Raw genomic sequence first — 26,527 nt, forward strand, 5'->3', positions numbered from 1 at the left:
GCGATGACTGAGAACCCCCAACCCGGCGAAGAGCAGTCGAGCGCCGAGCGAGCCGAAACCGGCCTGACGGCGAAGGGCCCGGGCGCGGCCGAGGCGGTCGTCACCGGGCGCGAGCGCCAGGGCATGTTCGGCGTCCACGGCACCGGCGACACCTCCGGCTACGGCGGCGTCCGGCTCCCGGCGTACAGCCCGGCGCCGGCCGAGCGCCCGTACGGCGGCTGGTTCGACGCCTTCGCCGACGAGTTCTACGCCGCGCTGGCCGAGCGCAAGATCCCCGCCGAGGCGATCCTCCAGACGACGGTCGACCGCGGCGAGATCACCTTCTACGTCGCCCGCGAGCACCTGCCCGCGATCGCGAAGACCCTGCGCGACGACGGCGGCCTCCGGTTCGAGCTGCTGTCCTCGGTGTCCGGTGTGGACTACGGCGTCGACGTCCCGCAGCGGCTGCACGCGGTCTACCACTTCACGTCGCTGACCTACCGGCGCCGGATCCGGCTCGAGGTCACCCTCGACGTCGAGGACGCGCACGTGCCGTCGCTGGTGGAGACCTACCCGACCGCCGACTGGCAGGAACGGGAAGCCTGGGACATGTTCGGGATCGTCTTCGACGGCCACCCGGCGCTGACCCGGATCCTGATGCCGGACGACTGGGACGGCCACCCCCAGCGCAAGGACTACCCGCTCGGCGGGATCCCGGTCGAATACAAGGGCGCGGAGATCCCGCCGCCGGACCAGCGGAGGTCGTACTCGTGAGCACCGAAAACCTGTCGGACGTCACGACCGGAACGAGCACCACCGAGACCGGCAGCGACAGCACGGACAACGCGAACTACGCCGACTCCCGCGACACCACCGAAGGCCGCGTCTACTCGGTCTCCGGCGGCGACTGGGACGACGTCATCGCCGACGCGGCGCACGACGAGCGCATGGTCATCAACATGGGCCCGCAGCACCCGTCGACGCACGGCGTGCTCCGGCTCGTGCTGGAGATGGAGGGCGAGACCGTCACGCAGCTGCGGTCGGTCATCGGCTACCTGCACACCGGCATCGAGAAGAACTGCGAGTACCGGACCTGGACCCAGGGCGTCACGTTCGTGACGCGCATGGACTACCTGGCCCCGCTTTCGACGGAGATGGCGTACTGCCTCGGCGTCGAGAAGCTGCTGCAGATCGAGGCCCCGCGCCGCGCGCAGCTGCTGCGCGTGATGCTGCTGGAGATCAACCGGATCGGCTCGCACCTGGTCTACATCGCCACCGGCGGCATGGAGCTCGGCGCCACCACCGCGATGACGCTCGGCTTCCGCGAGCGCGAAGAGGTGCTGCACCTGCTGGAGCACCTGACCGGCCTGCGGATGAACCACGCGTTCATCCGCCCCGGTGGCCTCGCGCAGGACATGCCGGCCGACTACGTCGAGGTCGTCAAGGCGTTCGTCAAGACGATGAAGGAACGCCTTCCGCTGTACGACAAGCTCTTCACCGGGCAGCCGATCTGGCGCAACCGGCTCAAGGGCGTCGGGTACCTGCCGGTCGACGCGTGCCTCGCGCTCGGCGTCACCGGCCCGGTGCTGCGGTCCGCGGGCCTGCCGTGGGACCTGCGCAAGACCGAGCCGTACTCCTGCTACGACGAGTTCGACTTCGACGTCCCGGTCGACAACGGCGCCGACTGCTGGTCGCGCTACCTGATCCGGGTGCACGAGATGCACGAGAGCCTCAAGATCATCGAGCAGTGCCTGGAGAAGCTCGAGCCGGGCCCGGTCATGGTCGAGGACAAGAAGGTCGCCTGGCCGGCGCAGCTGTCCATCGGCAGCGACGGCATGGGCAACTCGCTCGAGCACGTCAAGAAGATCATGGGCCAGTCGATGGAGTCCCTGATCCACCACTTCAAGCTGGTCACCGAGGGCTTCAAGGTGCCGGCCGGGCAGGTCTACACCTCCGTCGAGTCGCCGCGCGGCGAGCTGGGCGTGCACCTGGTGTCCGACGGCGGCACCCGGCCGCTGCGGGTCCACGTGCGCGAACCGAGCTTCGTGAACCTGCAGTCGATGCCCGCCATGGCCGAGGGCGGCCTGGTCGCCGACGTGATCGCCGCCATCGCCTCGATCGACCCCGTCATGGGGGGAGTGGACCGATGACCACAGCTGTTCCCGAGCCGGGCCCGAACTACGCCGCGGCAACGCACGCGGCAACCGGCCCGGACACCGACGTCGTCGCCATCGCGCCGGACCCCGATATCGCCGCCGGGATCATCACCGAGGCGCCGCCGGAAGACATCTTCGACGCGGACATCCACGCCAAGGCGCAGGACCTGATCGCGCGCTACCCGATGTCCCGCTCGGCGCTGCTGCCGATGCTGCACCTCGTGCAGTCGGTGCAGGGGTACGTCAGCCAGGAGGGCATCGCGTTCTGCGCGAAGCAGCTCGACCTGTCCGACGCCGAGGTCAGCGCGGTCGCGACGTTCTACACGATGTACAAGCGGCGTCCGTGCGGCGAGCACCTCGTGAGCGTCTGCACCAACACGCTGTGCGCGGCCATGGGCGGCGACGCGATCTACAAGAAGCTCCAGACGCACCTCGGTTCCGAGGAGCAGCCGCTGGGGCACAACGAGACCGCGGGCACGCCGAACGAGCCGGGCTCGATCACCCTCGAGCACGCCGAGTGCCTCGCGGCCTGCGACCTCGCGCCGGTCATCCAGGTCAACTACGAGTACTTCGACAACCAGACCGAGGAGAAGGCCGTCGCGCTGGTCGACGCGCTGCAGGCGGGCAAGAAGCCGGCCCCGACGCGCGGTGCGCCGCTGACGAACTTCAAGGGCGCCGAGCTGCAGCTCGCCGGGTTCTTCCCGGAGGACGAGCGGACCTACCGCAAGGACGTCGACGGCCCGTCGCAGGCCGTCGAGACGCTGCGGGGCGCGAAGCTCGCGCAGGACCGCGGCTGGGTCGCCCCGGTGGCTTCCGATGTGCCGTTGCCAGAAGTGGAGAAGAAGTAGTGGCTGACCCCATCACTCCGGTCCTCACGAAGCGCTGGCTGTCCCCGAACTCCTGGCAGATCGGGACGTACGAGGCACTCGAGGGCTACACCGCCGTCCGCAAGGCCCTGGCCGGGACGCCGGAGCAGCTCGTCCAGCTGGTCAAGGACTCGGGCCTGCGCGGCCGCGGCGGCGCGGGCTTCCCGGCCGGCATCAAGTGGTCGTTCATGCCGCCGAACTTCGACAAGCCGCACTACCTGGTGATCAACGCCGACGAGGGCGAGCCGGGCACGTGCAAGGACATCCCGCTGATGATGGCGGACCCGCACTCGCTCATCGAGGGCTGCATCATCGCCTCGTACGCGATGCGCTCCAACCACTGCTTCATCTACGTCCGCGGCGAGGCGCTGCACTGCATCCGCCGCCTCAACGCGGCCGTGCGCGAAGCCGAAGCGGCCGGTTACCTGGGCGAGAACATCCTCGGCTCGGGCTTCGACCTCAAGATCACCGTCCACGCGGGCGCGGGCGCGTACATCTGCGGCGAAGAGACGGCGCTGCTCGACTCGCTGGAAGGCCGTCGCGGCCAGCCGCGGCTCAAGCCGCCGTTCCCGGCCGCCGCGGGGCTCTACGCCGCGCCGACCACGGTCAACAACGTCGAGACCATCGCGAGCGCGCCGTTCATCGTCAACGGCGGCTCCAGCTGGTTCCGCGAGATGGGCCGCGAGAAGTCGCCCGGCCCGAAGATCTACTCGATCTCCGGTCACGTCGAGAAGCCCGGCCAGTACGAGTGCCCGCTCGGCACGACGCTGCGCGAGCTGCTGGACATGGCGGGCGGCATGAAGGACGGCATCCCGCTCAAGTTCTGGACCCCGGGCGGCTCGTCCACCCCGATGTTCACCGCCGAGCACCTCGACGTTCCCCTGGACTTCGAAGGCGCGGCGGAAGCCGGGTCGATGCTGGGCACCACCGCCGTCCAGGTCTTCAACGAGACCGTGTCGGTGCCGTGGGCCGTGATGAAGTGGACGCAGTTCTACGAGCACGAGTCCTGCGGCAAGTGCACGCCGTGCCGTGAAGGCACGTACTGGCTGGCGCAGATCCTCGAGCGGATGGTCGAGGGCCACGGCACCGAGGAGGACATCGACACCCTCCTCGACGTCTGCGACAACATCCTCGGCCGGTCGTTCTGCGCCCTCGGCGACGGCGCGGTGTCGCCGATCACCAGCGGCATCAAGTACTTCCGGGACGAGTTCCTCGCGCTGTGCGAGAAGAACCGGCACGAACAGACCAAGCCCGAACTCGTGGGAGCGCAGGCATGACGATCGCGCCCGACAAGCCAGAGACCCAGGAGACGCCGGTCCCCGAAGGCCACGTCAAGCTGGTCATCGACGGCGAAGAGGTCATCGCCCCCAAGGGTGAGCTCCTGATCCGCACGGCCGAACGCCTCGGCACGGTCATCCCGCGGTTCTGCGACCACCCGCTCCTCTCCCCGGCCGGCGCCTGCCGCCAGTGCCTGGTCGAGGTCGAAATGGGCGGCCGGCCGATGCCGAAGCCGCAGGCGTCCTGCACGATGACCGTCGCCGACGGCATGGTCGTCAAGACGCAGCTAACCTCGCCGGTCGCGGACAAGGCCCAGCAGGGCGTGATGGAGCTCCTGCTCATCAACCACCCGCTGGACTGCCCGATCTGCGACAAGGGCGGCGAGTGCCCGCTGCAGAACCAGGCCTTGGCCCACGGCCGCACGGACTCCCGGTTCGTCGACACCAAGCGGACGTTCCCGAAGCCGCTGCCGATCTCGACGCAGGTGCTGCTGGACCGCGAGCGCTGCGTGCTCTGCCAGCGCTGCACCCGGTTCTCCAGCGAGATCGCCGGCGACCCGTTCATCGAGCTCCTCGAACGCGGCGCCCACCAGCAGATCGGCACCGCGGAGACGGCGGACGTCCTGGACCTCGCGTCGCGGACGACGTCCGGCCAGCCGTTCCAGAGCTACTTCTCCGGCAACGTCATCCAGATCTGCCCGGTCGGCGCCCTCACCAGCGCCGCCTACCGGTTCCGCTCCCGCCCGTTCGACCTGGTGTCCGCGCCCAGCGTGTGCGAGCACTGCTCGTCCGGGTGCGCCGAGCGCACCGACTTCCGGCGCGGCAAGGTCCAGCGCAAGCTGGCCGGTGACGACCCCGAAGTCAACGAAGAGTGGATCTGCGACAAGGGCCGCTTCGCCTTCCGCTACACCGGCGCCGACGACCGCATCCGGCGTCCGCTGGTCCGCAACCGCGAGACCGGTGAGCTGGAGGAGGCGTCCTGGACCGACGCGCTGCGCGCCGCGGCCGCCGGGCTCGTCGAAGCCCGGTCCAACGGCGGCGTCGGCGTCCTGCCCGGTGGCCGGCTGACCGTCGAGGACGCCTACGCGTACTCGAAGTTCGCGCGCGTCGCCCTGCAGACGAACGACGTCGACTTCCGCGCCCGCCCGCACTCGGCCGAGGAACTCGCGTTCCTCACCTCGCACGTCGTGGGCGTGACGCCGGAGTCCGGCGTCACCTTCGGCGAGATCGAGCGGGCCCGCACGGTCCTGTGCGTCGCCTTCGAGCCCGAGGACGAAGCCCCGATCGTGTTCCTGCGGCTGCGCAAAGCGGCCCGCCGGAACAAGACCCGGGTCGTCCACTTGGGACAGTGGACGACGTCGTCGGTGCGCAAGACGTTCGGCGAGCTGCTCGCCTGCGTCCCCGGCCAGGAAGCCGCGGCCGTCGAGGGCATCGCCAAGCACGCGCCGGACCTCGACGAGGGCCTGCGCGGCGAAGGCGCGGTCGTCCTGGTCGGCGAGCGCGCCGCCGCGATCCCCGGCCTGTTCGCCGCCCTGCACGACCTGGTCGAGCGCACCGGCGTCCGGCTCGCGTGGATCCCGCGCCGCGCCGGCGACCGGGGTGCGCTGGAGACCGGCTGCGTGCCGTCGCTCCTGCCCGGCGGCCGCCGGGTCGGCGACGACGCCGCCCGCGTCGCCGTCGAAAACGCCTGGGGCGTCCCGCTCCCGGCCACCCCGGGCCGCGACACCACCGACATCCTGCTGGCCGCTTCGGCCGGTGAGCTCGGTGGCCTGGTCGTCGGTGGCGTCGACCCGTACGACCTGCCGGACCCGGACCTCGCGCTGCGCGCGCTGGACACCGCCGGGTTCGTCGTCAGCCTCGAACTGCGGCACAGCGCGGTGACCGAGCGCGCGGACGTCGTGCTCCCGGTGGCCGCGTCGGACGAGAAGGCGGGCAGCTACCTCAACTGGGAGGGCCGCACCCGCCCGTTCGACGTCACCCTCGAAGGCACCGGCGCCCTGCCGGACTGCCGGGTGCTCGACACCCTCGCCGTCGAGATGGACGCGGACCTGTTCACGCAGACCCCGGCCGCCGCGCGCGGTGACTTCGAGAAGCTGGGCCAGGCCTCGGCGCTGCGCTGGAGCCACGTCGCCGCCGAGGTCGCGCCGCCCGCGACGCCGGGCGCCGGCCAGGCGATCCTGTCGACCTGGCGCCAGCTGATCGACAACGGTTCGCTGCAGGACGGCGAGCCGCACCTCAAGGGCACCCAGCGCACCCCGGTCGCGCGGTTGTCCGCGAAGACCGCGGAAGGCCTGGGCGTCACCGTGCGGGTGAGCACCGAACGCGGTGCGATCACGCTGCCGGTGGAGATCGCGGACCTGCCCGACGGCGTCGTGTGGCTGCCGGGCAACTCCGACGGCTCCGCCGTGGCCAAGACGCTCGGTGCCGGACACGGCGCCGTCGTGAACCTCGCTGGAGGTGGGCAATGACCCCGCTGCTGACCGAAGCCGCCGTCGGGACCGTCCCCGACGCGGCGACGCGGGCGGCACTGCTCGCGGACGACCCGTTGTGGCTGATCCTGCTCAAGTGCGTGGTCATCCTGCTGATCGGGCCGATCCTGACGATCTTCCTGATCGTCTGGGAGCGCAAGGCGGTCGGCCGGATGCAGAACCGGCCCGGCCCCAACCGCGTCGGCCCCGGCGGTTACCTGCAGTCCCTGGCGGACGCGATCAAGCTGCCGTTCAAGGAACAGATCATCCCGGACACCGCCGACCGCAAGGTGTACTTCCTCGCCCCGGTCGTCTGCGTGGTGCCCTCGCTGATCGCACTGTCGGCCATCCCGTTCGGGCCGGTCGTGTCGATCTTCGGCGAGCGGACCGTCCTCCAGCTGCTCGACCTGCCGGTCAGCGCGCTGGTGATCCTGGCCTGCTCCTCGATCGGCGTCTACGGCATCGTGCTCGCCGGCTGGTCGTCCGGCTCGCCGTACCCGCTGCTCGGCGGCATGCGCAGCGCGGCGCAGGTGATCTCCTACGAGATCGCGATGGGCCTGTCGATCGTCGCGGTGATCCTGCAGGCCGGGTCGCTGAACCTGGCCGACATCGTCGCCAAGCAGCAGCCGGCGTGGTTCCTCTACCTGGTCCCCAGCTTCGTGATCTACCTGATCTCGATGGTCGGCGAGACCAACCGTGCCCCGTTCGACCTCCCCGAGGCCGAGTCGGAGCTGGTCGGCGGCTTCCACACCGAGTACAGCTCGATGAAGTTCGCGATGTTCTTCCTCGCCGAGTACGTGAACATGGTGATCGTCTCGGCGTTCGCGACGACGCTGTTCCTCGGCGGCTGGATGGCCCCGTGGCCGCTGTCGCTGATCGGGAACAACGTGCTCAACACCGGCTGGTGGCCGGTGCTGTGGTTCTTCGCCAAGATGTTCGTCCTGCTCTTCGGGTTCATCTGGCTGCGCGGCACGCTGCCCCGCCTGCGCTACGACCAGTTCATGCGCCTGGGCTGGAAGGTCCTGGTCCCGCTGAACCTGGTGTGGATCATCATGGTGACCTTCGCGAAGGTCATCACCTGGAACACCGCGTCCATCATCATCGCCGCGGTCGCGATCTTCATCGTCGTCGCGCTGTTCTTCTACGTCCGCGCCGCGGGCCGGGAAGAAGAGAGCGAGAGCGTCCCGGTGACCGGCGGCGGGTTCCCGGTGCCGCCGCTGGACCTCAAGGTTCCGCAGACCACCCCGCGTCAGAAGGCTTTGGCCAAGGCCGAGGCGAAGGCGGCCCGCCGCAAGCCGGCGGCCGTCGGTACCGCACAGGAAGGGGCACAAGATGGGGTTTCTTGATCCCGTCAAGGGCTTCGGCGTCACCTTCGGGATGATGTTCAAGAAGGTCGCCACCGAGGAGTACCCGGAGGCCGGCGCGCCCGCCGCCCCGCGTTACCACGGCCGGCACCAGCTGAACCGCCACCCGGACGGCCTCGAGAAGTGTGTCGGCTGCGAGCTGTGCGCGTGGGCGTGCCCGGCGGACGCGATCTTCGTCGAGGGCGGTGACAACACCGAGGAAGCCCGGTTCTCGCCGGGCGAGCGGTACGGCGCGGACTACCAGATCAACTACCTGCGCTGCATCGGCTGCGGCCTCTGCATCGAGGCGTGCCCGACCCGGTCGCTGACGATGATCAACTTCTACGAGCTGGCCGACGACGACCGTCAGCGGCTGATCTACACGAAGGAAGACCTCCTCGCGCCGCTCCTGCCCGGCATGGAGCAGCCGCCGCACCCGATGCGGCTCGGCGAGAACGAGCAGGACTACTACGTGAACGGCCCCGAACTGGCACGCGGGGAGGGCGTCAAGTGATCACCGCCCTCTTGGCCGCGGCGCCGAACGCTTCCGCGGGTGTCTCCACCGGCGAAGCGATCGCGTTCTGGGTCCTCGGCCCGGTCTCGCTGCTCGGCGCGCTTGGCATGATCTTCTCCCGCAACGCCGTCCACTCGGCGCTGTGGCTGGTGCTGACCATGCTGAGCCTGGGCGCGCTGTACATGATCCAGTCGGCGCCGTTCCTGGGCTTCACGCAGATCATCGTCTACACCGGCGCGATCATGATGCTGTTCCTGTTCGTGCTGATGCTGGTCGGCCGGGAGAGTTCGGACTCGGTCGTCGAAGTCCTGCGTGGACAGCGGCTCGCCGCGACGGTGCTCGGCATCGGGCTCGCCGCGCTGCTGGCCACCGGCATCTACCGGGCCATGGAGAACGTCACCCCGGCCATCCCGCTCGACTCGGCCACCCCGGCGGGCGGCGGCCCGAAGGGCCTGGGTCGGCTGATCTTCACCGACTACCTGTTCCCGTTCGAGCTGACGTCGGCGCTGCTCATCACCGCCGCCATCGGCGCGATGGTGCTGGCCTTCACCGACCGCCACGGCAAGGGCGGCAAGCTTTCGCAGCGCGAACTGGTGCTGCTGCGCTTCCGCGGTGAGCACGACCGGCCGTCGCCGCTGCCCGGCCCGGGTGTCTTCGCCACCGCCAACTCCGTGGCGACCCCGGCGCTGCTGCCGGACGGCTCGATCGCCCCGGAGTCGCTGTCGGCGATCATCGAGTCGACCTCGGCGATCGAGCTGGCGAAGGAACGCAAGCTCGTCGCGGACGAGGGCCCGCACGCGGACGCGCACGCGCTGGTCGGCTCCGAGGGTGCTTCGAAAGCCCCGGAAGTCTCGGAAGGGGAGAAGGCATGACCCCCACGTACTACCTGCTGCTGTCGGCGCTGCTGTTCGCGCTCGGCGCGGTCGGCGTGCTGGTGCGGCGCAACGCGATCGTCGTGTTCATGTGCATCGAGCTGATGCTCAACGCCGTGAACCTGTCGCTGGTCACCTTCGCCCGGATCAACGGCGGGCTCGACGGCCAGATCATGGCGTTCTTCGTCATGGTCGTCGCGGCCGCCGAGGTCGTGGTCGGCCTGGCGATCATCATGGCCATCTTCCGCACCCGGCGCTCGGCCTCGGTCGACGACACCAACCTGCTGAAGTACTAGGAGACACCGAGTGACCGCATCATCGTGGCTGCTGGTGGCCCTCCCTGCCCTCGGCGCGCTGATCCTGCTGCTGGCGGGCAAGCGCGCGAAGGCTTGGGGGCATCTGCTCGGCTGTGCCACCGTCACCCTGGCTTTCATCTACGGGCTGATCCTGTTCTTCAGCGCGAACACGAGCACGGCGACCGACGTCAAGGTGTACTCGTGGATCCCGGTCGGGCAGCTGCAGGTGGACTTCGGGCTGCGGATCGACGCGCTGTCGCTGACGTTCGTGCTGCTCATCACCGGCGTCGGCATGCTGATCCACTACTACTCGATCGGCTACATGGCCGACGACGAGGGCCGGTACCGCTTCTTCGCGTACCTGAACCTCTTCGTCGCCTCGATGCTGATCCTGGTGCTGGGCAACAGCTTCGTGACGCTGTACCTCGGCTGGGAGGGTGTGGGTCTCGCGTCCTACCTGCTCATCGGCTGGTACCAGGGCCGCCCGTCCGCCGCGACCGCGGCGAAGAAGGCGTTCCTGATGAACCGCGTCGGGGACGTCGGGCTCGCGCTGGCGATCTTCATCATGTTCAAGTACGCGGGCTCCACCGGCTACGCGCAGGTCTTCCAGGCGGTCGGCGACGGCAAGTTCTCGCCGGGCGCGATCACCGCGATGGCGATCCTGCTCCTGCTGGGTGCCTGCGGTAAGTCCGGCCAGTTCCCGCTGCAGGCGTGGCTCCCGGACGCGATGGAGGGCCCGACCCCGGTGTCGGCCCTCATCCACGCGGCGACGATGGTGACCGCGGGTGTCTACCTGGTGGCCCGCTCGAAGGACATCTTCAACGCCACCGAGGACGGCCGCCTGATCGTCACGCTGGTCGGCACGGTGACGCTGCTGCTCGGGTGCATCATCGGCTGCGCGTACGACGACATCAAGAAGGTCCTCGCGTACTCCACGGTCAGCCAGATCGGCTACATGATGCTGGCCGTCGGGCTCGGGCCCATCGCGTACGCGCTGGGCATCATGCACCTGGTCGCGCACGGCTTCTTCAAGGCCGGGCTGTTCCTCGGGGCCGGCTCGGTCATGCACGGCATGAACGACGAGGTCGACATGCGGAAGTTCGGCGGGCTGCGCAAGCACATGCCGATCACCTTCATCACCTTCGGCCTCGGCTACCTGGCCCTGATCGGCATCCCGCCGCTGTCGGGCTTCTTCACCAAGGACGCGATCATCGAAGCGGCGTTCGGCCAGGGCGGCTGGCGCGGCTGGGTGATGGGCGGCGCGGCGCTGCTCGGCGCCGGGCTCACCGCCTTCTACATGACCCGCCTGATGATGATGACGTTCTTCGGCAAGGAGCGCTGGAAGGACATCAAGTCCTCCGACGGCCGGGACTTCCACCCGCACGAGTCGAAGGCGGTCATGTGGATCCCGATGGCCGTCCTGGCGGTCGGTTCGGTCGGCGCCGGCTTCTTCTTCTGGCAGGGTGACCGCTTCTCCGAGTGGCTGACCCCCTCGGTCGGCAAGCTGGAGGAAGCCCACCACGCGCCGTTCGACGCCTGGGTCATCTCCCTCGCCGCGATCGTGTTCTCCGTGCTGGGTGTGGTGATCGCCGCCCTGATCTTCCGCCGTGACATCCCGGTCGAGCAGCCCCAGCGGGTCTCGTTCGTCACCCGGGCGGCGCGCAAGGACCTGTACGGCAACACGCTCAACGAGACGCTGGTCGCCCGCCCGGGCACCTGGCTCTCGCGGGCGCTGGTGTTCGTCGACAACCGCGGCGTCGACGGCGCCGTCAACGGCCTGGCCGCCGGTCTCGGCGGCGGGTCCGGCCGGCTGCGGCGGCTCCAGACCGGGTTCGTCCGGTCCTACGCGCTGTCGATGCTGGGCGGCACGTTCCTGCTTCTGGCGGCTCTCCTGCTGGTGAGGTTCTCCTGATGACCTGGTTGCTCATCCTCATCCTGGTGCCGCTCGCCGGCTCGCTGGTGCTGGCGTTCCTCAAGGGGAACGACCGCGCCGCGGTGCTGGCCGCGCTCGGGTTCTCGATCCTCGAGTTCCTGCTGGTGATCCCGTTCTGGCTCAGCTACTCGCCCTCGGGCGCGCGGCTGCAGATGACGTCGAGCTTCGACTGGATCCCCAGCTTCGGCGTGCACATCGCGTTCGGCACCGACGGCATCTCGCTGATCATGATCGCGGTGATCGCGCTGCTGGTGCCGATCGTCGTCGGCGGGCTCGGCACGCTGGACAAGCTGCCGCCGGGCCGCAGCGCGGGCGGGTTCCTGTCGCTGATCCTGCTGCAGGAGGCGCTCACGATCGGCGTGTTCGCCGCGACCGACGTCTTCCTGTTCTACGTGCTGTTCGAGATCATGCTGATCCCGATGTACTTCCTGATCGGCGGCTACGGCGGCGCGAACCGGCAGTACGCGGCGGTGAAGTTCTTCCTCTACTCGTTCCTCGGCGGCCTGATCATGCTGGCGTCGGCGATCGGGGCGTACTCGCTGGCGGCGGACAAGCTCGGCAAGGGCACGTTCGACTGGGCCACGCTGGTGACGGTGGTGCGCGACGCGCCGCTGTCCACGCAGATCTGGCTGTTCCTCGGGTTCTTCCTGGCCTTCGCGATCAAGGCGCCGCTGGTGCCGTTCCACACCTGGCTGCCGGACGCGGCGGGGGAGGCGCCGATCGGCGTCGCCGTCCTGCTGGTCGGCGTCCTGGACAAGGTCGGCACGTTCGGGTTCCTGCGCTACTGCCTGCCGATGTTCCCGGACGCGAGTCGGACCCTGGCGCCGCTGGTGCTGGTGCTCTCGGTGATCGGCGTCCTCTACGGATCGATCCTCGCCGCGGGGCAGCGGGACATGAAGCGGTTCATCGCCTACGTCTCGATCGCCCACTTCGGCTTCATCTCGCTGGGCATCTTCGCGTTCAACGAGCAGGCGATGGTCGGCTCGGCGACGTACATGCTGAACCACAGCCTCGCGACCGGCATGCTGATCGTGGTGATCGGCCTGGTGATCGCGCGCGGCGGGTCGTCCCGCATCTCGGACTACGGCGGCATGGCGAAGGTGACCCCGCTGCTCGCGGGCCTGTTCCTCCTCGCGGGTCTGTCGACGTTGTCCTTGCCGGGCACCAACTCCTTCGTCTCGGAGTTCCTGGTGCTCATCGGGTCCTTCGTGGACCAGCCGGTGTACACGATCCTCGCCACGGTGGGCATGGTCCTGGCCGCGGCGTACGTCCTGTGGCTCTACCAGCGGGTCTTCCAGGGCCCGGTCCGCGGTGACGCCCTGGTGGGTGTCGGCGGGGGCCCGGGCACGGCCATTGCGCCGGAACTGGGCGCGAAGAAGGCCATCACGGACCTCAACGGCCGGGAGATCGCGATCCTCGCGCCGCTGGTCGTGCTGATCCTCGTTCTCGGCTTCTACCCGAAGCCGGTGCTCGACACAGTCACCCCGACGGTGCAGCAGACGCTGTCCGCGGTCCAGGGAGGCAAGTAAAAGTGCTCGACATCCTCCTGACCCAGGCACCGGAGCCGCCGGTGCAGGTGCCGTCGGTCGACTACAACGCCGTGCTGCCGGTGCTGATCATCTTCGGTGCGGCCTGCGTCAGCGTGCTGGTCGAGGCGTTCGCCTCGAAGCGCTCGCGGTTCGGCGTGCAGGTCGGGCTGAGCTTGCTGGCGATCGTCGCCGCGGGCGCCTGGCTGATCAAGTACGCGGTCTCCGACTCGCCGGCGGCCGGCGTGACGACGTTCAGCGGCGCGATCTCGATCGACCGGCCGGCGCTGTTCCTCTGGGGCACGCTGCTGGCGCTGGCGGTCGGCGCGGTGCTGCTCATTTCGGATCGGGTGGTCGAGCCGGGCGGCGCGCTCGTCGCCCAGGCCGGCATCCGTCCCGGCACGGTCCAGGACCGCGCCCAGACGGCGACGGTCATGCAGACCGAGGTGTTCCCGCTGACGCTGTTCGCGCTCGGCGGCATGATGGCGTTCTGCGCGGCGAACGACCTGCTGACGATGTTCATCGCGCTGGAAGTGCTTTCCCTGCCGCTGTACCTGATGTGCGGCCTCGCGCGCCGCCGCCGCCTGCTGTCCCAGGAAGCGGCGGTCAAGTACTTCCTGCTGGGCGCGTTCTCCTCGGCGTTCTTCCTGTACGGCCTGGCGCTGCTGTACGGCTACGCGAACTCGGTGAAGCTGGGCGACATCGCGGCCGCGGCGGCGGGTTCGGACCGGTCGGACACGCTGCTGTTCGCCGGGCTGGGGCTGCTGGTGGTCGGCCTGCTGTTCAAGGGTTCGGTCGGCCCGTTCCACACGTGGACCCCGGACGTGTACCAGGGCGCGCCGACGCCGGTGACGGCGTTCATGGCGGCGTGCACGAAGGTCGCGGCGTTCGGCGGGATCCTGCGGGTGCTGTCGGTGGCGTTCTCGTCGACTTCGTGGGAGTGGCGCGGGGTCCTCTGGGGCGTGGCGATCATCTCGATGGTGATCGGCGCGGTGCTGGGCCTGACGCAGACCGACGTCAAGCGCATGGTGGCGTACTCGTCGATCGCCCACGCGGGCTTCCTGCTGGTCGGTGCGATCGCGATGACCAAGGACGGGTTGTCGAGCACGCTGTTCTACCTGCTGGCGTACGGCTTCACGACGCTGGCGGCGTTCGGCGTGATCAGCCTGGTCCGGGATTCCTCGGGCGAGGCGACGCACCTCTCGGCGTGGGCCGGGCTGGCCAAGCGGTCGCCGCTGGTGGCGGGGGTCTTCACGTTCTTGCTGCTGGCCTTGGCCGGGATTCCGCTCACGTCCGGGTTCGTGGGGAAGTTCGTGGTGTTCTCGGCGGCGCTGTCGGACGGCATGGCCCCGCTGGTGGTGATCGCCCTGGTGTTCAGCGCGGTGGCGGCGTTCTTCTACCTGCGCGTGATCGTCCTGATGTACTTCTCCGAGCCGGCGGCGGACGGGCCCTCGGTGTCGGTCCCGGGCTTCGGCACCGGGACGGCGATCTTCCTGGGCACGGCGGTGACGCTGGTGCTGGGCCTGGTCCCGGCGTTCGCGCTCGGCTGGGCCGGTTCGGGCGGGTTCGCTTTCTGAGGGTTCTTTTTCGGGCCGCCACTTTCCCGTTTTCCGGGGGAGTGGCGGCCCTATTTCAGTTTCTGGCTCAGTGTTTTGGGTTCACCGGGCAGAACGCTGATGTAGCCGTCGGCGAGGGCGATCCCGACGCGCCCGGAGGCCAGATCGAGGTAGCTGACGGTCTTGTCTCCGGTGTGGAGCTGCCCAACGCCGTAGTGCGGCTGCTGGAAGAGGGCGTCGAGTTCTTGTGCTTCCCGGCTGCGGGCGGGGGCGTCGTCGAAGACGTCGCTCTCCGGTTGGTTCCGGAAGTCTTCTTGGGGGAGCGAGAAGGGCTTGATGTCCGCGGGCCGGTACCGGGGCAGGGCCGCGACGAGCGCGTCGGCGGGGTGGGTGCCGACGTCGGTGAGTTCGACCTGGTCGTCCCGGCAGACAACGCACACCTTGTCCCGGCGGTTGACGGCTACGAGGACACCGATTTGTTCGGTGGTGTCCCGCGCGTAGGCGAAGTATTCCCGGGCGGGGTGGCCGATGAGGCGCAGGCGCTCTTCGAAGTCGGGCGTGAAGCCGTCACCTTGGACGAACCCGTAGGGGCTGAGTTCTTCGAAGGCATCCCGGCCAACCCGTTTCGCGGCGGATGGCGGGACGTAGCGCAGTCCTTTGGCCAGGACGGGGTGCGGATCACCGCACCCGACGGAACGCATGGCGGTGAGCAGGGTGGTCAGCGAGAAGACGGCCATTATGGTTTTCTGTTCCGGTTTTCCCCGATGACGGGCGGCATGGGCTTTTCGATGAAGCCGCCGAAGGTTTCGTCGGGGTCGGGGTTTTGCAGGTAGGGAGCCTTTTTCTTTTCCCGGTCTTCTTCTTTGCCGCCGCGGCCCGCCATGGGGCCGCCCATGGGCAGGCCGTTGGCGCCCCGGGCGCCGGCCGAGCCGCGGGCGGGGTTGGCGCCGGGGAGGCGTTCTTCGGGGAGTCGTGCCCCGGTGCTGCTTCCGGGGCCGGGCTGGTTCAACCGGTTTCCGAGTCCTGGTGTCCCGGGGCGTGATCCGGTCCCTGTGCCGGTTCCTGTGCCGGTTCCTGGAGTTGCGGTCCCGGGCTGGTAGCCAACGCCGGCGTACGGCCCGGTCCCCGGCCCGAACCCGCCGGGGAAGTTCGTGCCGGTGCCGGTGCCGGTGCCGGTCAGGTTGCTGATGGGCTGCCCGGTAGGCCCGAACTCGTACCCGCCCTGAGCGGCGGGGAGGAAGGGTTTGGGGACGTAGTTGTTGGCGTGGGTGTTCTCGGGGTTGGTGGTGCTGGGCCGGACCTGGTTCTGCTGGTTCTGCTGGGTTTGCGGGTCCTGTTGGTGCTGCTGGTGCTGTTGGTCTTGCTGGGTTGCCGCCTGCGTCCGGTTCCCATCCGTGCCTCGGGTCTGCCCGGGCCGAACGGTCTGCCGATCCTGGGCGGGAACCTGCGTCTGCCGAGGATTCCGAGCCCATTCCCCGGTATCGGTGGGCTCGGCTTTCCGTTCGGTGGAGGTGCTCCCGCTCATCGAGACGGCAGCGCCGGTGTCGGCGAGCTGGGCGTATTGGGCGGGCATTTGCCCGCCATTGGCGGAGCTGGCGGAGTGGTAGGCGCTGAAGGCGTCGATATTGGCCTGGCTGTCAGCTTGCCACCCGGCAACTTTGGTGTGGTAGGAATCCCAACCCTTGTCACTGATGGCGTGCAAAACATCATCAACCCCCAACACCGGCGGCTGGGCGGCAACAGGCTTGACGGAGTTCTTGGCAGTACCAAAGGCATCCATCTGAGCCCCAACAGCAGTCCGAGCATTCTGAAGATGAACAGCATCATCAGCGGCGGCTTGCACAAGAGGCCGAGTGGCATCAGCGGCGGCCTCCCCGGCGTCTCCACGCCAGCCGGACATGGTCTTGGCCCGGAGAGCGCTGATCCGCTGAGCCCGTTCCACCATCCGAGTGGTCAGATGATCAGCGTCACGTTGGGCGTCGGAGAGAGAGCTAGAGCCTTCTCCCCCTGTAATTTGTGCGTAGATTTCGGCTGCGGTCAGCGGTGACTCGGTGACCATCACTGCGCCCCCTTGATGTTTTCAACAACCTTCTCGGCGACTTCATGTGCAGCTGCGCAGGGATCGCTGTTGCCGACATTCGCTTCGGACTGAGTGATGGAGACATCGATCATCTCGTGGTCGCTGGTTCCAACAGCGATCGCACATCGGCCGCTCGTGGCACGCTCATCCTTCAGTCCGTACGCGACGGCTGGCAGGCCCCCCACCGGGGCCACTGGCATAAAGAGACGAAATGTTGACCCTTGCTGCTGGTAAATCGCGGTCAGGCCAGCCTGGTTGACCTTGTTGAAGATGATGCCGACAGTCGCTTGGGTGGTTCCTGCCGGTTGCCAGTTGCACGTAGGGCCACCCGGTGCGCTCAGCTCCTCTTTAGCTGTTGCGCCTGAGCCGAGAAGTGTCGTGACTTCTTCGACGGCCAAGGATTCGCACGGAGTTCGCTTGAATCGGGTGGTGTCCAGAGGTGTATCGACCTTGGGTACGCCGGGACCTGGTACGGCATTCGCCCGGGTTGATGAAGTGGTCACGGGTGAAGCCGTCCCGGCTTTTGTGTCTGAGCACGCCGTTAAGAACAGGAGGGATGCGCCGAACAGTACAAGTGAGCGGCGGATCACAGCGTTCCTCCTGTTTGCTTGATCTCGGAAACCTGCGTTTCCTCGGTCGCAGCGTACTTGCCTAGCGCCTTTGCGAACTTCTCCGCCATCGCTCGGCAATACTCCACCCGTTGTTGAAGGGCGGTATCGAGCGCGTCACCCGAGGCGCGGATCTTTTCGGCGTTGCCGGCACTTGCGTACTCCAGGCCGGGACCGTGCGTGGTCGCGATGGCTCGAGCCTGCTCGCGGTCCTCCTGAAACTCACGGGCCAGGTCGTTCCACTCGTGCATCAGCTCACGCAGGGTCTCCTCGTCGTACTCGAACCCCGCACCCCCGTCACCCCCACCCCCATACGCCCCGGCAACCGGAACCCCGTCCGGCCCAGGCAGCCGCCAATCCCCGCCCGGGTCATAAACCGGTCCCTCAACCACGGCACACGTCCGTCGTCATCAGCTCTCCCCTAGCTTGCAGTGCGCTCCACCCCGAGCACCCTGCGTATCCGACGCTCCGCACCCTACCAGGGTTCCCACCACGGAAAAGCAAGGTCACAAGGGCCGCGGCGGCCCTCTCGGTGCTCTCCCAAGCCGCGGCCCTCGTGACGTCTATGGGGTCGGGGAACAGCTGGTCCGGCCCAATTCCACCGTTCCGCTGATACCCGATTCGGGGAGGAAATCAATGCGCAGCATCGTCAAGCCGACACTTCCTTCGCCCGGGAGGTTCTGGATGTTGAACACCGCGTTCGCCAGGACCTTTCCGTCCGATTTCCGAAGCGGCGACACGTAGCCCACCGGTACCGGGCTCGGCGGGTTCGCGATTCCCGACAGCCCGCCGTAGCTCCAGTTTGCGCTCGTCTGCCCCGGCGCCCTCTCGCACGTCACCGTGAAGCTCGACAACCTCACCCGGGGCCCTCCCGCGCGCAGCAGCGCCGTCAGTTCGAAGTCCTTGCCCGTCGCCGTCACCTTCGTGTCCGTGCACGACGACGTGCCGCCGCCGAAGGTGATTCCCGGCTTCGACACCCGCTCGGCCGTTGCGCTCGACGGGCCGCCGATTGCGCAGGGAGCCTGAGGTGGTACCTCGACCGCTGTGAACGCAGCCGAGCCGATGTCGGCCACGCCCGGTTGTGGCGAAGCCGATGAAGGCGAAGAAGCGGCCAGGCCCGTCACCACCACAGCCGTGACGATCGTGCTGCGCATCTCGCTGTCCTCCTCGCCGCCGGGGAGCGGCCGTGGTGGCGGCTCCTCCTCGGTTGAATATCCGCCCGGTGGAGACGTCCGTTGCGCCCGGAATCTCCGATCACCCTTCCGAGGATCACGAACCACCCGGTGGGTGACCGTGGGCGGTGTCATGTTCGTCACCGTTTCCGCAGGACAGCGGGTAAACGACCGCGCGGCGTAGCCACTACGCTCAAGGGGCAACCGACCGGTGCACGAGTAGAGCGGAGCCGACGTGTCTGTGCCTTCCCCAGCCCCCGGGGCGGGATCCCTCCCCGCTGCGCCGGGCGGCGCCCTCGACGACCTGCGGGCGTCGGTCGGGCTGCAGATCGCCGACGAAACCCTGCTGCGCTCGATCGCCGGCGGGCTGACCGAGGTCGAGAAGCTGCTGCGCGAGGTCGTCCGCAGTGACGTCCAGGCCGTCAACGACGCCGCGTTGCACCTGGTCGAGGCCGGGGGCAAACGCTTCCGTCCGCTGTTCACCCTCCTGTCGGCGCAGTTCGGGCCGAAGCAGGACGACCACGTGGTGATCGCCGCCGCCGCGGTCGAGCTGGTGCACCTGGCCACGCTCTACCACGACGACGTCATGGACGAGGCCGACATGCGGCGGGGCGCCGAGAGCGTCAACGCCCGCTGGGACAACACCATCGCCATCCTCACCGGCGACTTCCTCTTCGCGCACGCTTCGCGCCTGGTCGCCGACCTCGGCACGGACGCCGCGCGGATCATCGCCGAGACCTTCGGCGAGCTGGTCACCGGCCAGATGCGCGAGACCGTCGGCCCCGGACCGGGTGACGACGCCGTCGCGCACTACCTCACCGTGATCGCGCAGAAGACCGGCTCGCTGATCGCCACCTCCGGCCGGTTCGGCGGCATGATGTCCGGCGCCGCCGAGGAACACATCCAGGCGCTGCGCCGGTTCGGCGACATCATCGGCACCGCCTTCCAGATCTCCGACGACATCATCGACATCGCGTCGCCGTCCGACGAGCTCGGCAAGGCGCAGGGCACGGACCTGCGCGAAGGCGTCCGGACGCTGCCCATGCTGTACGCGCTGGCCGACCCGGGCACCGACCCCCGCCTGGTGGAGCTGCTGTCCGGCCCGATCGCCGACGACGCGCTCGTGCAGGAGGCGCTGGAGCTGCTCCGCGTCAGTAGCGGACTCGATCGAGCACGCGTCACCCTTTCCGACTACGCTCAGCGCGCGCGAGCCGAGCTCACCGCGCTGCCCGCATCACCCGCCCGGGACGCGTGCGAGTCGGTCGCCGACTACCTGGTCGCGCGCACGCGCTAAGCACTTAACAGGGGCAGGAAAAGATGTCCATATTCGGACAGGTCTGGCTGTGGAGCCTCGCCGCGTTCTTCGTCGGCGTCCTCCTCACCTGGCTGGTGCTCGTGCTGCCGCTCCGCAAGAGCGTCCGCCGGCTGGAGAGCTCGCTGGCGCAGGCCCACGCCGACGCCGCGCGCACCCCCGCGAACGCGGCCGCGGTGAGCGCCAGCGCCGAGGTGTTCCGGCGGCCGGAGCTGGAGCCGTCCCGCCAGGAGACGTCCTACCCCGGCACGCTGGTCGCCGCGCCGCCGATCCACCGCGACGACGTCCACGACGACATCGACGAGGACTTCGCCGAGCTGGACGCCCAGGTGCCGTCGCGGATGCCGCCGGAGCCGGAGCCCGTCCGGGCGCCCGAGCCGGAGCCGGAGGAAGACGACCCGTACCGCAACGCGGCCACCCAGTTCCTGACCCCGGAAGACGAACCGGAGCCGGAGCCGGACAGCGCCACCGCTACCCAGTACATGGCCCCGGTCGGGAATTCGTTCGACGACGACGAGGAGCCCGAGTCGCCGGCGTTGTCGCGGCTCGAGCAGCAGCTGGACCCCGGTCCGGGCTCGCTGTTCCAGCCGCCGTCCGGTGAGGCGACGCCGGACTGGTTCGACCACGAGCCGCCGTCCGAGCGGTCGGCGTTCGAAGAGCCGGTGGAGCGCACGCGCTACATCGGCGAGCACCCCGGTTCGGTGCGCGACGAGGAACCCGACGCCGAGCCGCCGCAGTACGCGTTCGGCGGCGACATCGCCGAAAGTGAGCTGGACGTGCCGCCGGAGACCCCCGCCGAAGCCACGCAGGTGCTGCCGAAGCGTCAGCCGCGGGAAGCGGTGCGCGGCGGGTTCGACGCGCCGCAGCCGATCCAGCCGTCGATGCGCACGGTCGAGCGCCGCGAGCCCGACCTGTCCGGCGGTCACAGCGGCTCGCTGTTCGAGCCGTCGGTGCAGCCGAACCAGGCGGCGGCCACCGGCGTTGTGGCGCCGGAGCCGCCCCCGGCCCGTCAGGCGGCGGGCGACTCGGTCCCGCCGGGACCGTTCGGCCCCGGTTCGGCGATGCCGCGCCCGGGCGGCGGGGCACCCAGCGACAGCTTCGCGGTGAAGGCCAGCGTCACGGCTTTGCGGTACTGCACCGAGGAATCGGCGCAGTTCCCGAAGATGGTCGCCGAGGTCTGGTTCCGGACGGCGGAGGACGCCGAACGCGTCGGGTTCCGGCCGCTCAGCTGAGTTCCTGGAACAGCACGAGCGCGGCGCCGCCGGGATCGGTGACCACCACCAGGGAGCCGAACGGCAGGTCGGTGCGCTCGCGCACGAGGGTTCCGCCCAGCTCCAGCGCTTTCGCCGCGGCGGCGTCCACATCGGACACCGGCGCGTAGGGCAGCCACTGCGGGGCCCGGTCGTCGCCCGGGGCCAGCTCGGTGAGGCCGCCCCAGGGCGCGCCGCCGGCCGTCAGCAGCGGGCCGTCCGCCTCCCAGCCCAGCAACTCGGCGAAGAACCGCTTGCTGCCCGCCGCGTCGGCGGTGCGGACGTCGAAGAACACGAAGGGTGATTCAGGTCGCATGGCCTAAAACTTAGGACAAGTGTCCCAACCGTGGCAACCCCGAAACGCCGAAGGCCGCCATGCACCGGGCATGGCGGCCTTCGGGAGCAGCGGGGGTTACGCGACCGTCCAGGTGTCCTTGCCGCGCAGCAGGCCCTGCAGGTCCGGCTTGCGGGCCGCACGAGCCTCTTCGACCTGGGCGCGGGCGCCGTCGTCGTACGTCGGGCGCTCGACCTGGCGGAGAATGCCCGTCGGGACGTGGTTGAGGTTCTGGTCGCCCAGGCGCGACAGCGCGAACGCGTACGACGTGTCCGTGATCGCCGGGTCGTGCACCACGACGTTGTCTTCGCCGATGTCCGCGACCTTGGCGACATCCAGGCCGCCCCAGTCTCCGCGCTTGACGCCGAACTCCTGGTTCGGGCCGAAGCGGATCGGCTCGCCGGCGCGCAACGGGATCAGCCGGGCGGCGGCCTCGTCGGCGTCCTTAAGGACGTCGAACGCACCGTCGTTGAAGATCGGGCAGTTCTGGTAGATCTCGACCAGCGCCGAGCCACGGTGCTGCGCCGCCGCCTGCAGGACCTCGGTCAGGCCCTTGCGGTCGGAGTCCATCGCCCGGCCCACGAACGACGCCTCCGCGCCGATCGCCAGCGACAGCGGGTTGAACGGCGTGTCCACCGAACCCATCGGGGTCGACTTGGTGACCATGCCCTGCCCGGACGTCGGGGAGTACTGGCCCTTGGTCAGCCCGTAGATCCGGTTGTTGAACAGCAGGATCTTGATGTTCACGTTGCGGCGCAACGCGTGGATCAGGTGGTTGCCGCCGATGGACAGCGCGTCGCCGTCACCGGTGACGACCCACACCGACAGGTCCGGCCGCGTGGTGGCCAGCCCGGTCGCGATCGACGGCGCGCGGCCGTGGATCGAGTGCATGCCGTAGGTGTTCAGGTAGTACGGGAACCGCGACGAGCAGCCGATGCCCGAGATGAACACGATGTTCTCGCGCTTGAGGCCGAGGGTCGGCAGGAAGGACTGGACCGCGTTCAGGACGACGTAGTCGCCGCACCCGGGACACCAGCGGACTTCCTGGTCCGACTTGTAGTCCTTGGCCTTCTGCGGCTCGTCGGTGGTGGGCACAAGGTCCAGGCCGCCGAGGTTGGGTATCCCCAAGTCGATTGCGGTCATTCTGCCGCCTCCGTAGTAACGCCGGTGATGATCTCCGAGAACAGGTTCTGCAGCTCTTCGGCCTTGAACGCCATTCCGGCGACCTTGGTGTGCGAGTGGATGTCCACCAGGAACTTCGCCCGCAGCAGCATCGACAGCTGGCCGAGGTTCATCTCCGGCACCACGACCTTGTCGTAGCTGCGCAAGATGTCGCCGAGGTTCGCCGGCAGCGGGTTGAGGTGCCGCAGGTGCGCCTGCGCGATCGGCAGCCCGAGCTTGCGCACGCGGCGGCAGGCCGCGCCGATCGGGCCGAACGAGCTGCCCCAGCCGAGCGCGAGCACGCGGGCCTTGCCGCCGCTCGGGTCGTCGACGACGAGGTCGGGGACGTCGATGCCGTCGACCTTCGCCTGCCGCAGCCGGACCATCTTGTCGTGGTTGGCCGGGTCGTAGGAGATGTGGCCGGTCTTGTCGGCCTTCTCCAGCCCGCCGATCCGGTGCTGCAGCCCCGGGGTGCCCGGAACCGCCCACGCGCGGGCGAGGGTTTCGGGGTCGCGGACGTACGGCCAGAATTCGCCGGAGTCGTTGTCCGCGTTGGGTTCGGTCGCGAACTCGACCCGCAGGTCGGGCAGGTCGCCGACGTCCGGGATCAGCCACGGCTCGGAGCCGTTCGCGATCGCGCCGTCCGAGAGCAGCAGCACCGGGGTGCGGTACTTCAGCGCGATCCGGGTCGCCTCGACGGCCGCGTCGAAGCAGTCCGCCGGCGACAGCGGCGCGACGATCGGGACGGGCGATTCGCCGTTGCGGCCGAACATCGCCTGCAGCAGGTCCGCCTGCTCGGTCTTGGTCGGCAGGCCGGTGGACGGGCCGCCGCGCTGGACGTCGATCACGACCAGCGGCAGCTCCACCATCACGCCGAGCCCGACGGCTTCGGACTTCAGCGCGACACCCGGCCCGGACGTCGAGGTGACGCCGAGCGCGCCGCCGTAGGACGCGCCGAGCGCGGCGCCGATGCCGGCGATCTCGTCTTCGGCCTGGCAGGTGATGATGCCGAAGTTCTTGTGCTTGGACAGCTCGTGGAGGATGTCCGACGCCGGGGTGATCGGGTACGTGCCGAGCAGGATCTGCAGCCCGGACCGCTGCCCGGCGGCGACCAGCCCGTAGGCGAGCGCGGTGTTGCCGGTGATCTGCCGGTAGGTGCCCTGCTTCAGCTTCGCCGGGGCGACCTGGAACGTCGTCGCGAACGACTCGGTGGTCTCGCCGTAGTTCCAGCCCGCGCGGAAGGCCAGGATGTTCGCCTCGGCGATGTCCGGCTTCTTCGCGAACTTCTCGCGCAGGAACCGCTCGGTGCCCTCGGTCGGCCGGTGGTACATCCACGACAGCAGGCCGAGCGCGAACATGTTCTTGCAGCGCTCGGCGTCCTTCTTGCCGAGGCCGGTCTCCGCGAGCGCGCCCTGGGTCAGGGTCGACATGGCGACCCGGTGCACCTGGTACGCCTCGAGCGTGTCGTCCTCCAGCGGGTCGCTCGCGTAGCCGACCTTGGTGAGGTTGCGCTTGATGAAGTCGTCGGTGTTGAGGATGATCGTGCCGCCGTGCGGGACGTCGGCGAGGTTCGCCTTCAGCGCGGCCGGGTTCATCGCCACCAGCACGTCCGGCCGGTCGCCGGGGGTGAGGATGTCGTAGTCGGCGAAGTGCACCTGGAAGCTGGAGACGCCGGGGATGGTGCCCTGTGGCGCGCGGATCTCGGCGGGGAAGTTGGGCATCGTCGACAGGTCGTTGCCGAACGCGGCGGCTTCGGACGTGAAGCGGTCGCCGGTCAGCTGCATGCCGTCACCGGAGTCGCCGGCGAACCGGATGACCACCCGGTCCAGCTTGCTGACCTCGGTCGGCCTGGTTGCGGCGAGCGAGCCGTGACCAGCGCCGTTGCCGTTCGCACTCGTGCTCATGGGTCAGGGATTCCCTCTCTCCCGACGGTACGGCTTCCCGTTCGCCTGCCGGTGCCGCGGCTGCGTTCACCAGGTCTACTCCCGAGGTTAGCTCGCCCTCAACACCGATGTTGGCGGTGTCCCGGCTGTTGGACGACCTCATTGATGCTCTTCAATGTCTCTTCGCAGCTCCGTCAGATACCTGTAACTGATGGTAACGGGTAGCCGCTGCGCCGCGTTGTGATGCGTGTCTCCCGGAGGGTAGAGCGCTCCGATCGGGTCACGACCGAGAACGGATCCGGTCTCGCACCAGGGAAAGCCGCTCGGCGAACTCCGGTGACGCCAGCGAGGCCAGTTGCGGCCGGATCTCGACGTCGACGGCGGCACTGTGCTCGGCCAGGCCGGCGGTGGTGCGGAGACTGCGCTTGGTGGCGATCAGCGCGGCCCGCGGTGCGGAGACGGCGGGGTGAGCCAGCTCACGCGCGGCCGTCAGCAGTTCGTCATGGCCGCCGTCGACCACGCGCAGCGCCAGCCCGGCGCGCACCGCGGCTTCGGCGTCCAGGGGTTGTCCGAACAACGTCAGGGCGGCGGCCTGCTGCGGGCCGGCGAGCCGCTGCGTCATCCAGGTCATCCCGCCGCCCGGGTGCAGCCCGAGTTCGAGGAACCGGGCGACGAACTTCGCCCGCGGCCCGGCCAGCCGGACGTCGGCGGCGAGGGCGAGGTTCAGCCCGGCCCCGACGGCGGCACCCCCGACGGCGGCGATGGTCGGCAGCGCGCACCGCGCCACGGCGAGGAAGCCTTCGTAGATGGCCCGCAGGCCGGACTCGTCGGCCGCGGCGAGCGCGGACAGGTCGGCACCGGCGCAGAAGGCGGGCGGCGTCCCGGTGACGACGACGGCGTGCACGGACTCGTCCTGTTCAGCGGCCTCGACGGCGGCGGCGAGCTGCGCGGAGAGGTCGAGCGTCAGCGCGTTCCGGCTGCCGGGAGCGTCGACGGTCAGCAGGGCGACGCCGCCGGAGTGCTCGCTGACGATGCTGTCGGTCATGGGCCCAGGGTGGCACGGTGCGGTGTGGGTGGACGCAGGGCGGGCCTCCGCCCCCGTCGACCAGCGTATCGGCGAGGGGCGACAGTTTTGCGGCCTCGGCTCGCGCTTCTCCCCAAGCCGCGGCTTGGGGAGAGGTTTGTGGAGTATCCGTGCGCGCTGCGGGCCTGAGCGGCCGGATTGTCGGTACCCGCCGATACGCTGGAGACCGGGGGGCGGAGGCCCGCCCAATCCCGCTGCGGCCACCCACCGCGGCCACCCACCGCGGGCTCACTGCTCCGGGGTCCCGCCTTGCCCCGCCGCGGCCACCCGGCCCGCCGCGGCCGCCCGGCCCGCCATGGCCACCCGGCCCGCCGTGACTACCCGACCCGCCGTGACCACCCGCCCCGCGCGCTCACTGCTCCGGCGTCGGTGGCCGTTCCAGCAGCCGCGAGAGCACCACGGTCGACACCGTCCGGTCCACGATCTCGAGCCCGCGCAGCCGCTCCAGCGCCGTCTCCAGGTGGTGGATGTCCGCCGCCCGCAGGTGCACGATCGCGTCCGCCGCACCCGACACCGTGTACGCCGCCACCACCTCCGGCAGCGGCTCCAGCCGTGCCCGGATCCGGGCCGGCGTGATGTTGCCCTGGCACGTGACCTCGACGAACGCCTCGGTTCCCCAGCCCAGCGCCTCCGGGTCGACGACCGCCGTGAAGCCCCGGAGGATGCCCGTTTCGAGCAGCCGGTCGACCCGCCGTTTCACCGCCGGCGCCGACAGGCCGACCACCTTGCCGATCTCCGCGTAGCTCGAGCGCGCGTTCGCCACTAGACACGAAACGATTCGCTGGTCGATGGTGTTCACACGCAACATCTAGCACAGATACGCGCAGCGAACAGCGATTGATTGCGATATTAGGCGC

At 69.3% G+C, this 26,527-nt stretch carries 24 protein-coding genes; 14 read left to right on the plus strand and 10 right to left on the minus strand.

The window, feature by feature from the left end; all coding sequences use genetic code 11:
- Positions 1-3 precede the first annotated feature (3 nt).
- Genes AB0M30_RS08195 through nuoN form a run of 12 tightly spaced genes read left to right on the plus strand, consistent with a single transcriptional unit; the run spans position 4 to position 14,807 of the window.
- Positions 4-753 carry an NADH-quinone oxidoreductase subunit C gene (locus tag AB0M30_RS08195; protein ID WP_364581443.1) on the plus strand — a complete coding sequence of 250 codons (750 nt, stop codon included), beginning with the start codon at positions 4-6 and terminating at the stop codon, positions 751-753.
- Positions 750-2,129, plus strand: a complete 1,380-nt coding sequence (locus tag AB0M30_RS08200) for an NADH-quinone oxidoreductase subunit D (RefSeq protein ID WP_364581445.1) — start codon at positions 750-752, stop codon at positions 2,127-2,129. The genes AB0M30_RS08195 and AB0M30_RS08200 overlap by 4 nt, the downstream gene beginning before the upstream one ends.
- A complete protein-coding gene (gene nuoE / locus AB0M30_RS08205) occupies positions 2,126-2,983 on the plus strand; it encodes an NADH-quinone oxidoreductase subunit NuoE (protein WP_364581447.1) in 858 nt (285 codons plus the stop codon). The genes AB0M30_RS08200 and nuoE overlap by 4 nt, the downstream gene beginning before the upstream one ends.
- Positions 2,983-4,278: an NADH-quinone oxidoreductase subunit NuoF gene (gene nuoF / locus AB0M30_RS08210; RefSeq protein WP_360177817.1), complete on the plus strand. Its 1,296-nt coding sequence runs from the start codon at positions 2,983-2,985 to the stop codon at positions 4,276-4,278. The genes nuoE and nuoF overlap by 1 nt, the downstream gene beginning before the upstream one ends.
- The gene (locus AB0M30_RS08215) at positions 4,275-6,746 is read left to right on the plus strand and encodes an NADH-quinone oxidoreductase subunit G (RefSeq protein ID WP_364581449.1); all 2,472 of its coding nucleotides are present in this window, start codon (positions 4,275-4,277) and stop codon (positions 6,744-6,746) included. The genes nuoF and AB0M30_RS08215 overlap by 4 nt, the downstream gene beginning before the upstream one ends.
- Positions 6,743-8,092, plus strand: a complete 1,350-nt coding sequence (gene nuoH, locus AB0M30_RS08220; RefSeq protein WP_364581451.1) for an NADH-quinone oxidoreductase subunit NuoH — start codon at positions 6,743-6,745, stop codon at positions 8,090-8,092. The genes AB0M30_RS08215 and nuoH overlap by 4 nt, the downstream gene beginning before the upstream one ends.
- The gene (gene nuoI, locus AB0M30_RS08225; RefSeq protein ID WP_086678351.1) at positions 8,079-8,603 is read left to right on the plus strand and encodes an NADH-quinone oxidoreductase subunit NuoI; all 525 of its coding nucleotides are present in this window, start codon (positions 8,079-8,081) and stop codon (positions 8,601-8,603) included. Before nuoH ends, nuoI begins: the two co-directional genes overlap by 14 nt.
- The gene (locus AB0M30_RS08230; protein ID WP_364581454.1) at positions 8,600-9,475 is read left to right on the plus strand and encodes an NADH-quinone oxidoreductase subunit J; all 876 of its coding nucleotides are present in this window, start codon (positions 8,600-8,602) and stop codon (positions 9,473-9,475) included. The genes nuoI and AB0M30_RS08230 overlap by 4 nt, the downstream gene beginning before the upstream one ends.
- Positions 9,472-9,771, plus strand: a complete 300-nt coding sequence (gene nuoK, locus AB0M30_RS08235; RefSeq protein ID WP_003081840.1) for an NADH-quinone oxidoreductase subunit NuoK — start codon at positions 9,472-9,474, stop codon at positions 9,769-9,771. Before AB0M30_RS08230 ends, nuoK begins: the two co-directional genes overlap by 4 nt.
- 10 nt (positions 9,772-9,781) lie before the next feature.
- Positions 9,782-11,683, plus strand: a complete 1,902-nt coding sequence (gene nuoL / locus AB0M30_RS08240) for an NADH-quinone oxidoreductase subunit L (RefSeq protein ID WP_364581457.1) — start codon at positions 9,782-9,784, stop codon at positions 11,681-11,683.
- A complete protein-coding gene (locus AB0M30_RS08245) occupies positions 11,683-13,233 on the plus strand; it encodes an NADH-quinone oxidoreductase subunit M (RefSeq protein WP_364581460.1) in 1,551 nt (516 codons plus the stop codon). The genes nuoL and AB0M30_RS08245 overlap by 1 nt, the downstream gene beginning before the upstream one ends.
- A gap of 2 nt (positions 13,234-13,235) precedes the next feature.
- Complete coding sequence (nuoN, locus tag AB0M30_RS08250) at positions 13,236-14,807, plus strand: NADH-quinone oxidoreductase subunit NuoN (protein WP_364581462.1); 1,572 nt, start codon at positions 13,236-13,238, stop codon at positions 14,805-14,807.
- A gap of 50 nt (positions 14,808-14,857) precedes the next feature.
- Here the strand turns inward: nuoN and AB0M30_RS08255 are convergent, their stop codons facing one another.
- The 5 genes from AB0M30_RS08255 to AB0M30_RS08275 form a co-directional block, all read right to left on the minus strand.
- Entirely contained in the window at positions 14,858-15,523 is a 666-nt protein-coding gene (locus AB0M30_RS08255; protein ID WP_364581465.1) for an ESX secretion-associated protein EspG, read from the minus strand.
- Positions 15,523-16,845, minus strand: coding sequence for a hypothetical protein (locus tag AB0M30_RS08260; RefSeq protein ID WP_364581874.1), 1,323 nt, complete (start codon positions 16,843-16,845; stop codon positions 15,523-15,525). The genes AB0M30_RS08255 and AB0M30_RS08260 overlap by 1 nt, the downstream gene beginning before the upstream one ends.
- Positions 16,845-17,456 (minus strand): DUF3558 domain-containing protein, encoded by a 612-nt coding sequence (locus AB0M30_RS08265; protein ID WP_364581467.1) that lies wholly within the window; start codon positions 17,454-17,456, stop codon positions 16,845-16,847. The genes AB0M30_RS08260 and AB0M30_RS08265 overlap by 1 nt, the downstream gene beginning before the upstream one ends.
- A complete protein-coding gene (locus AB0M30_RS08270) occupies positions 17,453-17,725 on the minus strand; it encodes a hypothetical protein (protein ID WP_364581469.1) in 273 nt (90 codons plus the stop codon). The genes AB0M30_RS08265 and AB0M30_RS08270 overlap by 4 nt, the downstream gene beginning before the upstream one ends.
- Positions 17,726-18,037: 312 nt before the next feature.
- Entirely contained in the window at positions 18,038-18,628 is a 591-nt protein-coding gene (locus AB0M30_RS08275) for a hypothetical protein (RefSeq protein ID WP_364581472.1), read from the minus strand.
- A gap of 259 nt (positions 18,629-18,887) precedes the next feature.
- Here AB0M30_RS08275 and AB0M30_RS08280 point away from each other — a divergent pair, with 259 nt between their 5' ends.
- On the plus strand, positions 18,888-19,940 hold the full coding sequence (locus AB0M30_RS08280; RefSeq protein ID WP_364581876.1) for a polyprenyl synthetase family protein: 1,053 nt from the start codon (positions 18,888-18,890) through the stop codon (positions 19,938-19,940).
- A 23-nt stretch (positions 19,941-19,963) separates the two neighbouring features.
- Positions 19,964-21,190 (plus strand): hypothetical protein, encoded by a 1,227-nt coding sequence (locus tag AB0M30_RS08285; RefSeq protein WP_364581475.1) that lies wholly within the window; start codon positions 19,964-19,966, stop codon positions 21,188-21,190.
- On the opposite strand, the gene AB0M30_RS08290 is transcribed toward AB0M30_RS08285, so the two are convergent.
- The 5 genes from AB0M30_RS08290 to AB0M30_RS08310 all read right to left on the minus strand — a co-directional run bounded on the left by AB0M30_RS08290 (position 21,183) and on the right by AB0M30_RS08310 (position 26,469).
- Complete coding sequence (locus tag AB0M30_RS08290; protein WP_233225660.1) at positions 21,183-21,524, minus strand: VOC family protein; 342 nt, start codon at positions 21,522-21,524, stop codon at positions 21,183-21,185. The two genes, AB0M30_RS08285 and AB0M30_RS08290, sit on opposite strands and share 8 nt — an antisense overlap.
- Positions 21,525-21,620: 96 nt before the next feature.
- Positions 21,621-22,685, minus strand: coding sequence for a 2-oxoacid:ferredoxin oxidoreductase subunit beta (locus AB0M30_RS08295; protein ID WP_364581477.1), 1,065 nt, complete (start codon positions 22,683-22,685; stop codon positions 21,621-21,623).
- Positions 22,682-24,607: a 2-oxoacid:acceptor oxidoreductase subunit alpha gene (locus tag AB0M30_RS08300; RefSeq protein WP_364581480.1), complete on the minus strand. Its 1,926-nt coding sequence runs from the start codon at positions 24,605-24,607 to the stop codon at positions 22,682-22,684. Before AB0M30_RS08300 ends, AB0M30_RS08295 begins: the two co-directional genes overlap by 4 nt.
- A gap of 259 nt (positions 24,608-24,866) precedes the next feature.
- Positions 24,867-25,631: an enoyl-CoA hydratase gene (locus AB0M30_RS08305; RefSeq protein WP_364581483.1), complete on the minus strand. Its 765-nt coding sequence runs from the start codon at positions 25,629-25,631 to the stop codon at positions 24,867-24,869.
- Positions 25,632-26,022: 391 nt separating this feature from the next.
- Positions 26,023-26,469, minus strand: coding sequence for an Lrp/AsnC family transcriptional regulator (locus tag AB0M30_RS08310; protein WP_033261465.1), 447 nt, complete (start codon positions 26,467-26,469; stop codon positions 26,023-26,025).
- Positions 26,470-26,527 lie beyond the last annotated feature (58 nt).

Origin of the sequence: Amycolatopsis sp. NPDC051716, assembly GCF_040681595.1 — a bacterium.
In the GTDB taxonomy this organism is placed as follows: domain Bacteria; phylum Actinomycetota; class Actinomycetes; order Mycobacteriales; family Pseudonocardiaceae; genus Amycolatopsis.

Coding starts and splice junctions, on each gene's coding strand:
- AB0M30_RS08195 (WP_364581443.1), top strand. CDS start 4: ATGACTGAGAACCCCCAACCCGGCGAAGAGCAGTCGAGCGCCGAGCGA.
- nuoE (WP_364581447.1), top strand. CDS start 2,126: ATGACCACAGCTGTTCCCGAGCCGGGCCCGAACTACGCCGCGGCAACG.
- AB0M30_RS08215 (WP_364581449.1), top strand. CDS start 4,275: ATGACGATCGCGCCCGACAAGCCAGAGACCCAGGAGACGCCGGTCCCC.
- nuoH (WP_364581451.1), top strand. CDS start 6,743: ATGACCCCGCTGCTGACCGAAGCCGCCGTCGGGACCGTCCCCGACGCG.
- nuoI (WP_086678351.1), top strand. CDS start 8,079: ATGGGGTTTCTTGATCCCGTCAAGGGCTTCGGCGTCACCTTCGGGATG.
- nuoK (WP_003081840.1), top strand. CDS start 9,472: ATGACCCCCACGTACTACCTGCTGCTGTCGGCGCTGCTGTTCGCGCTC.
- AB0M30_RS08245 (WP_364581460.1), top strand. CDS start 11,683: ATGACCTGGTTGCTCATCCTCATCCTGGTGCCGCTCGCCGGCTCGCTG.
- AB0M30_RS08255 (WP_364581465.1), bottom strand. CDS start 15,523: ATGGCCGTCTTCTCGCTGACCACCCTGCTCACCGCCATGCGTTCCGTC.
- AB0M30_RS08260 (WP_364581874.1), bottom strand. CDS start 16,845: ATGGTCACCGAGTCACCGCTGACCGCAGCCGAAATCTACGCACAAATT.
- AB0M30_RS08270 (WP_364581469.1), bottom strand. CDS start 17,725: ATGCACGAGTGGAACGACCTGGCCCGTGAGTTTCAGGAGGACCGCGAG.
- AB0M30_RS08275 (WP_364581472.1), bottom strand. CDS start 18,628: ATGCGCAGCACGATCGTCACGGCTGTGGTGGTGACGGGCCTGGCCGCT.
- AB0M30_RS08285 (WP_364581475.1), top strand. CDS start 19,964: ATGTCCATATTCGGACAGGTCTGGCTGTGGAGCCTCGCCGCGTTCTTC.
- AB0M30_RS08290 (WP_233225660.1), bottom strand. CDS start 21,524: ATGCGACCTGAATCACCCTTCGTGTTCTTCGACGTCCGCACCGCCGAC.
- AB0M30_RS08295 (WP_364581477.1), bottom strand. CDS start 22,685: ATGACCGCAATCGACTTGGGGATACCCAACCTCGGCGGCCTGGACCTT.
- AB0M30_RS08300 (WP_364581480.1), bottom strand. CDS start 24,607: ATGAGCACGAGTGCGAACGGCAACGGCGCTGGTCACGGCTCGCTCGCC.
- AB0M30_RS08305 (WP_364581483.1), bottom strand. CDS start 25,631: ATGACCGACAGCATCGTCAGCGAGCACTCCGGCGGCGTCGCCCTGCTG.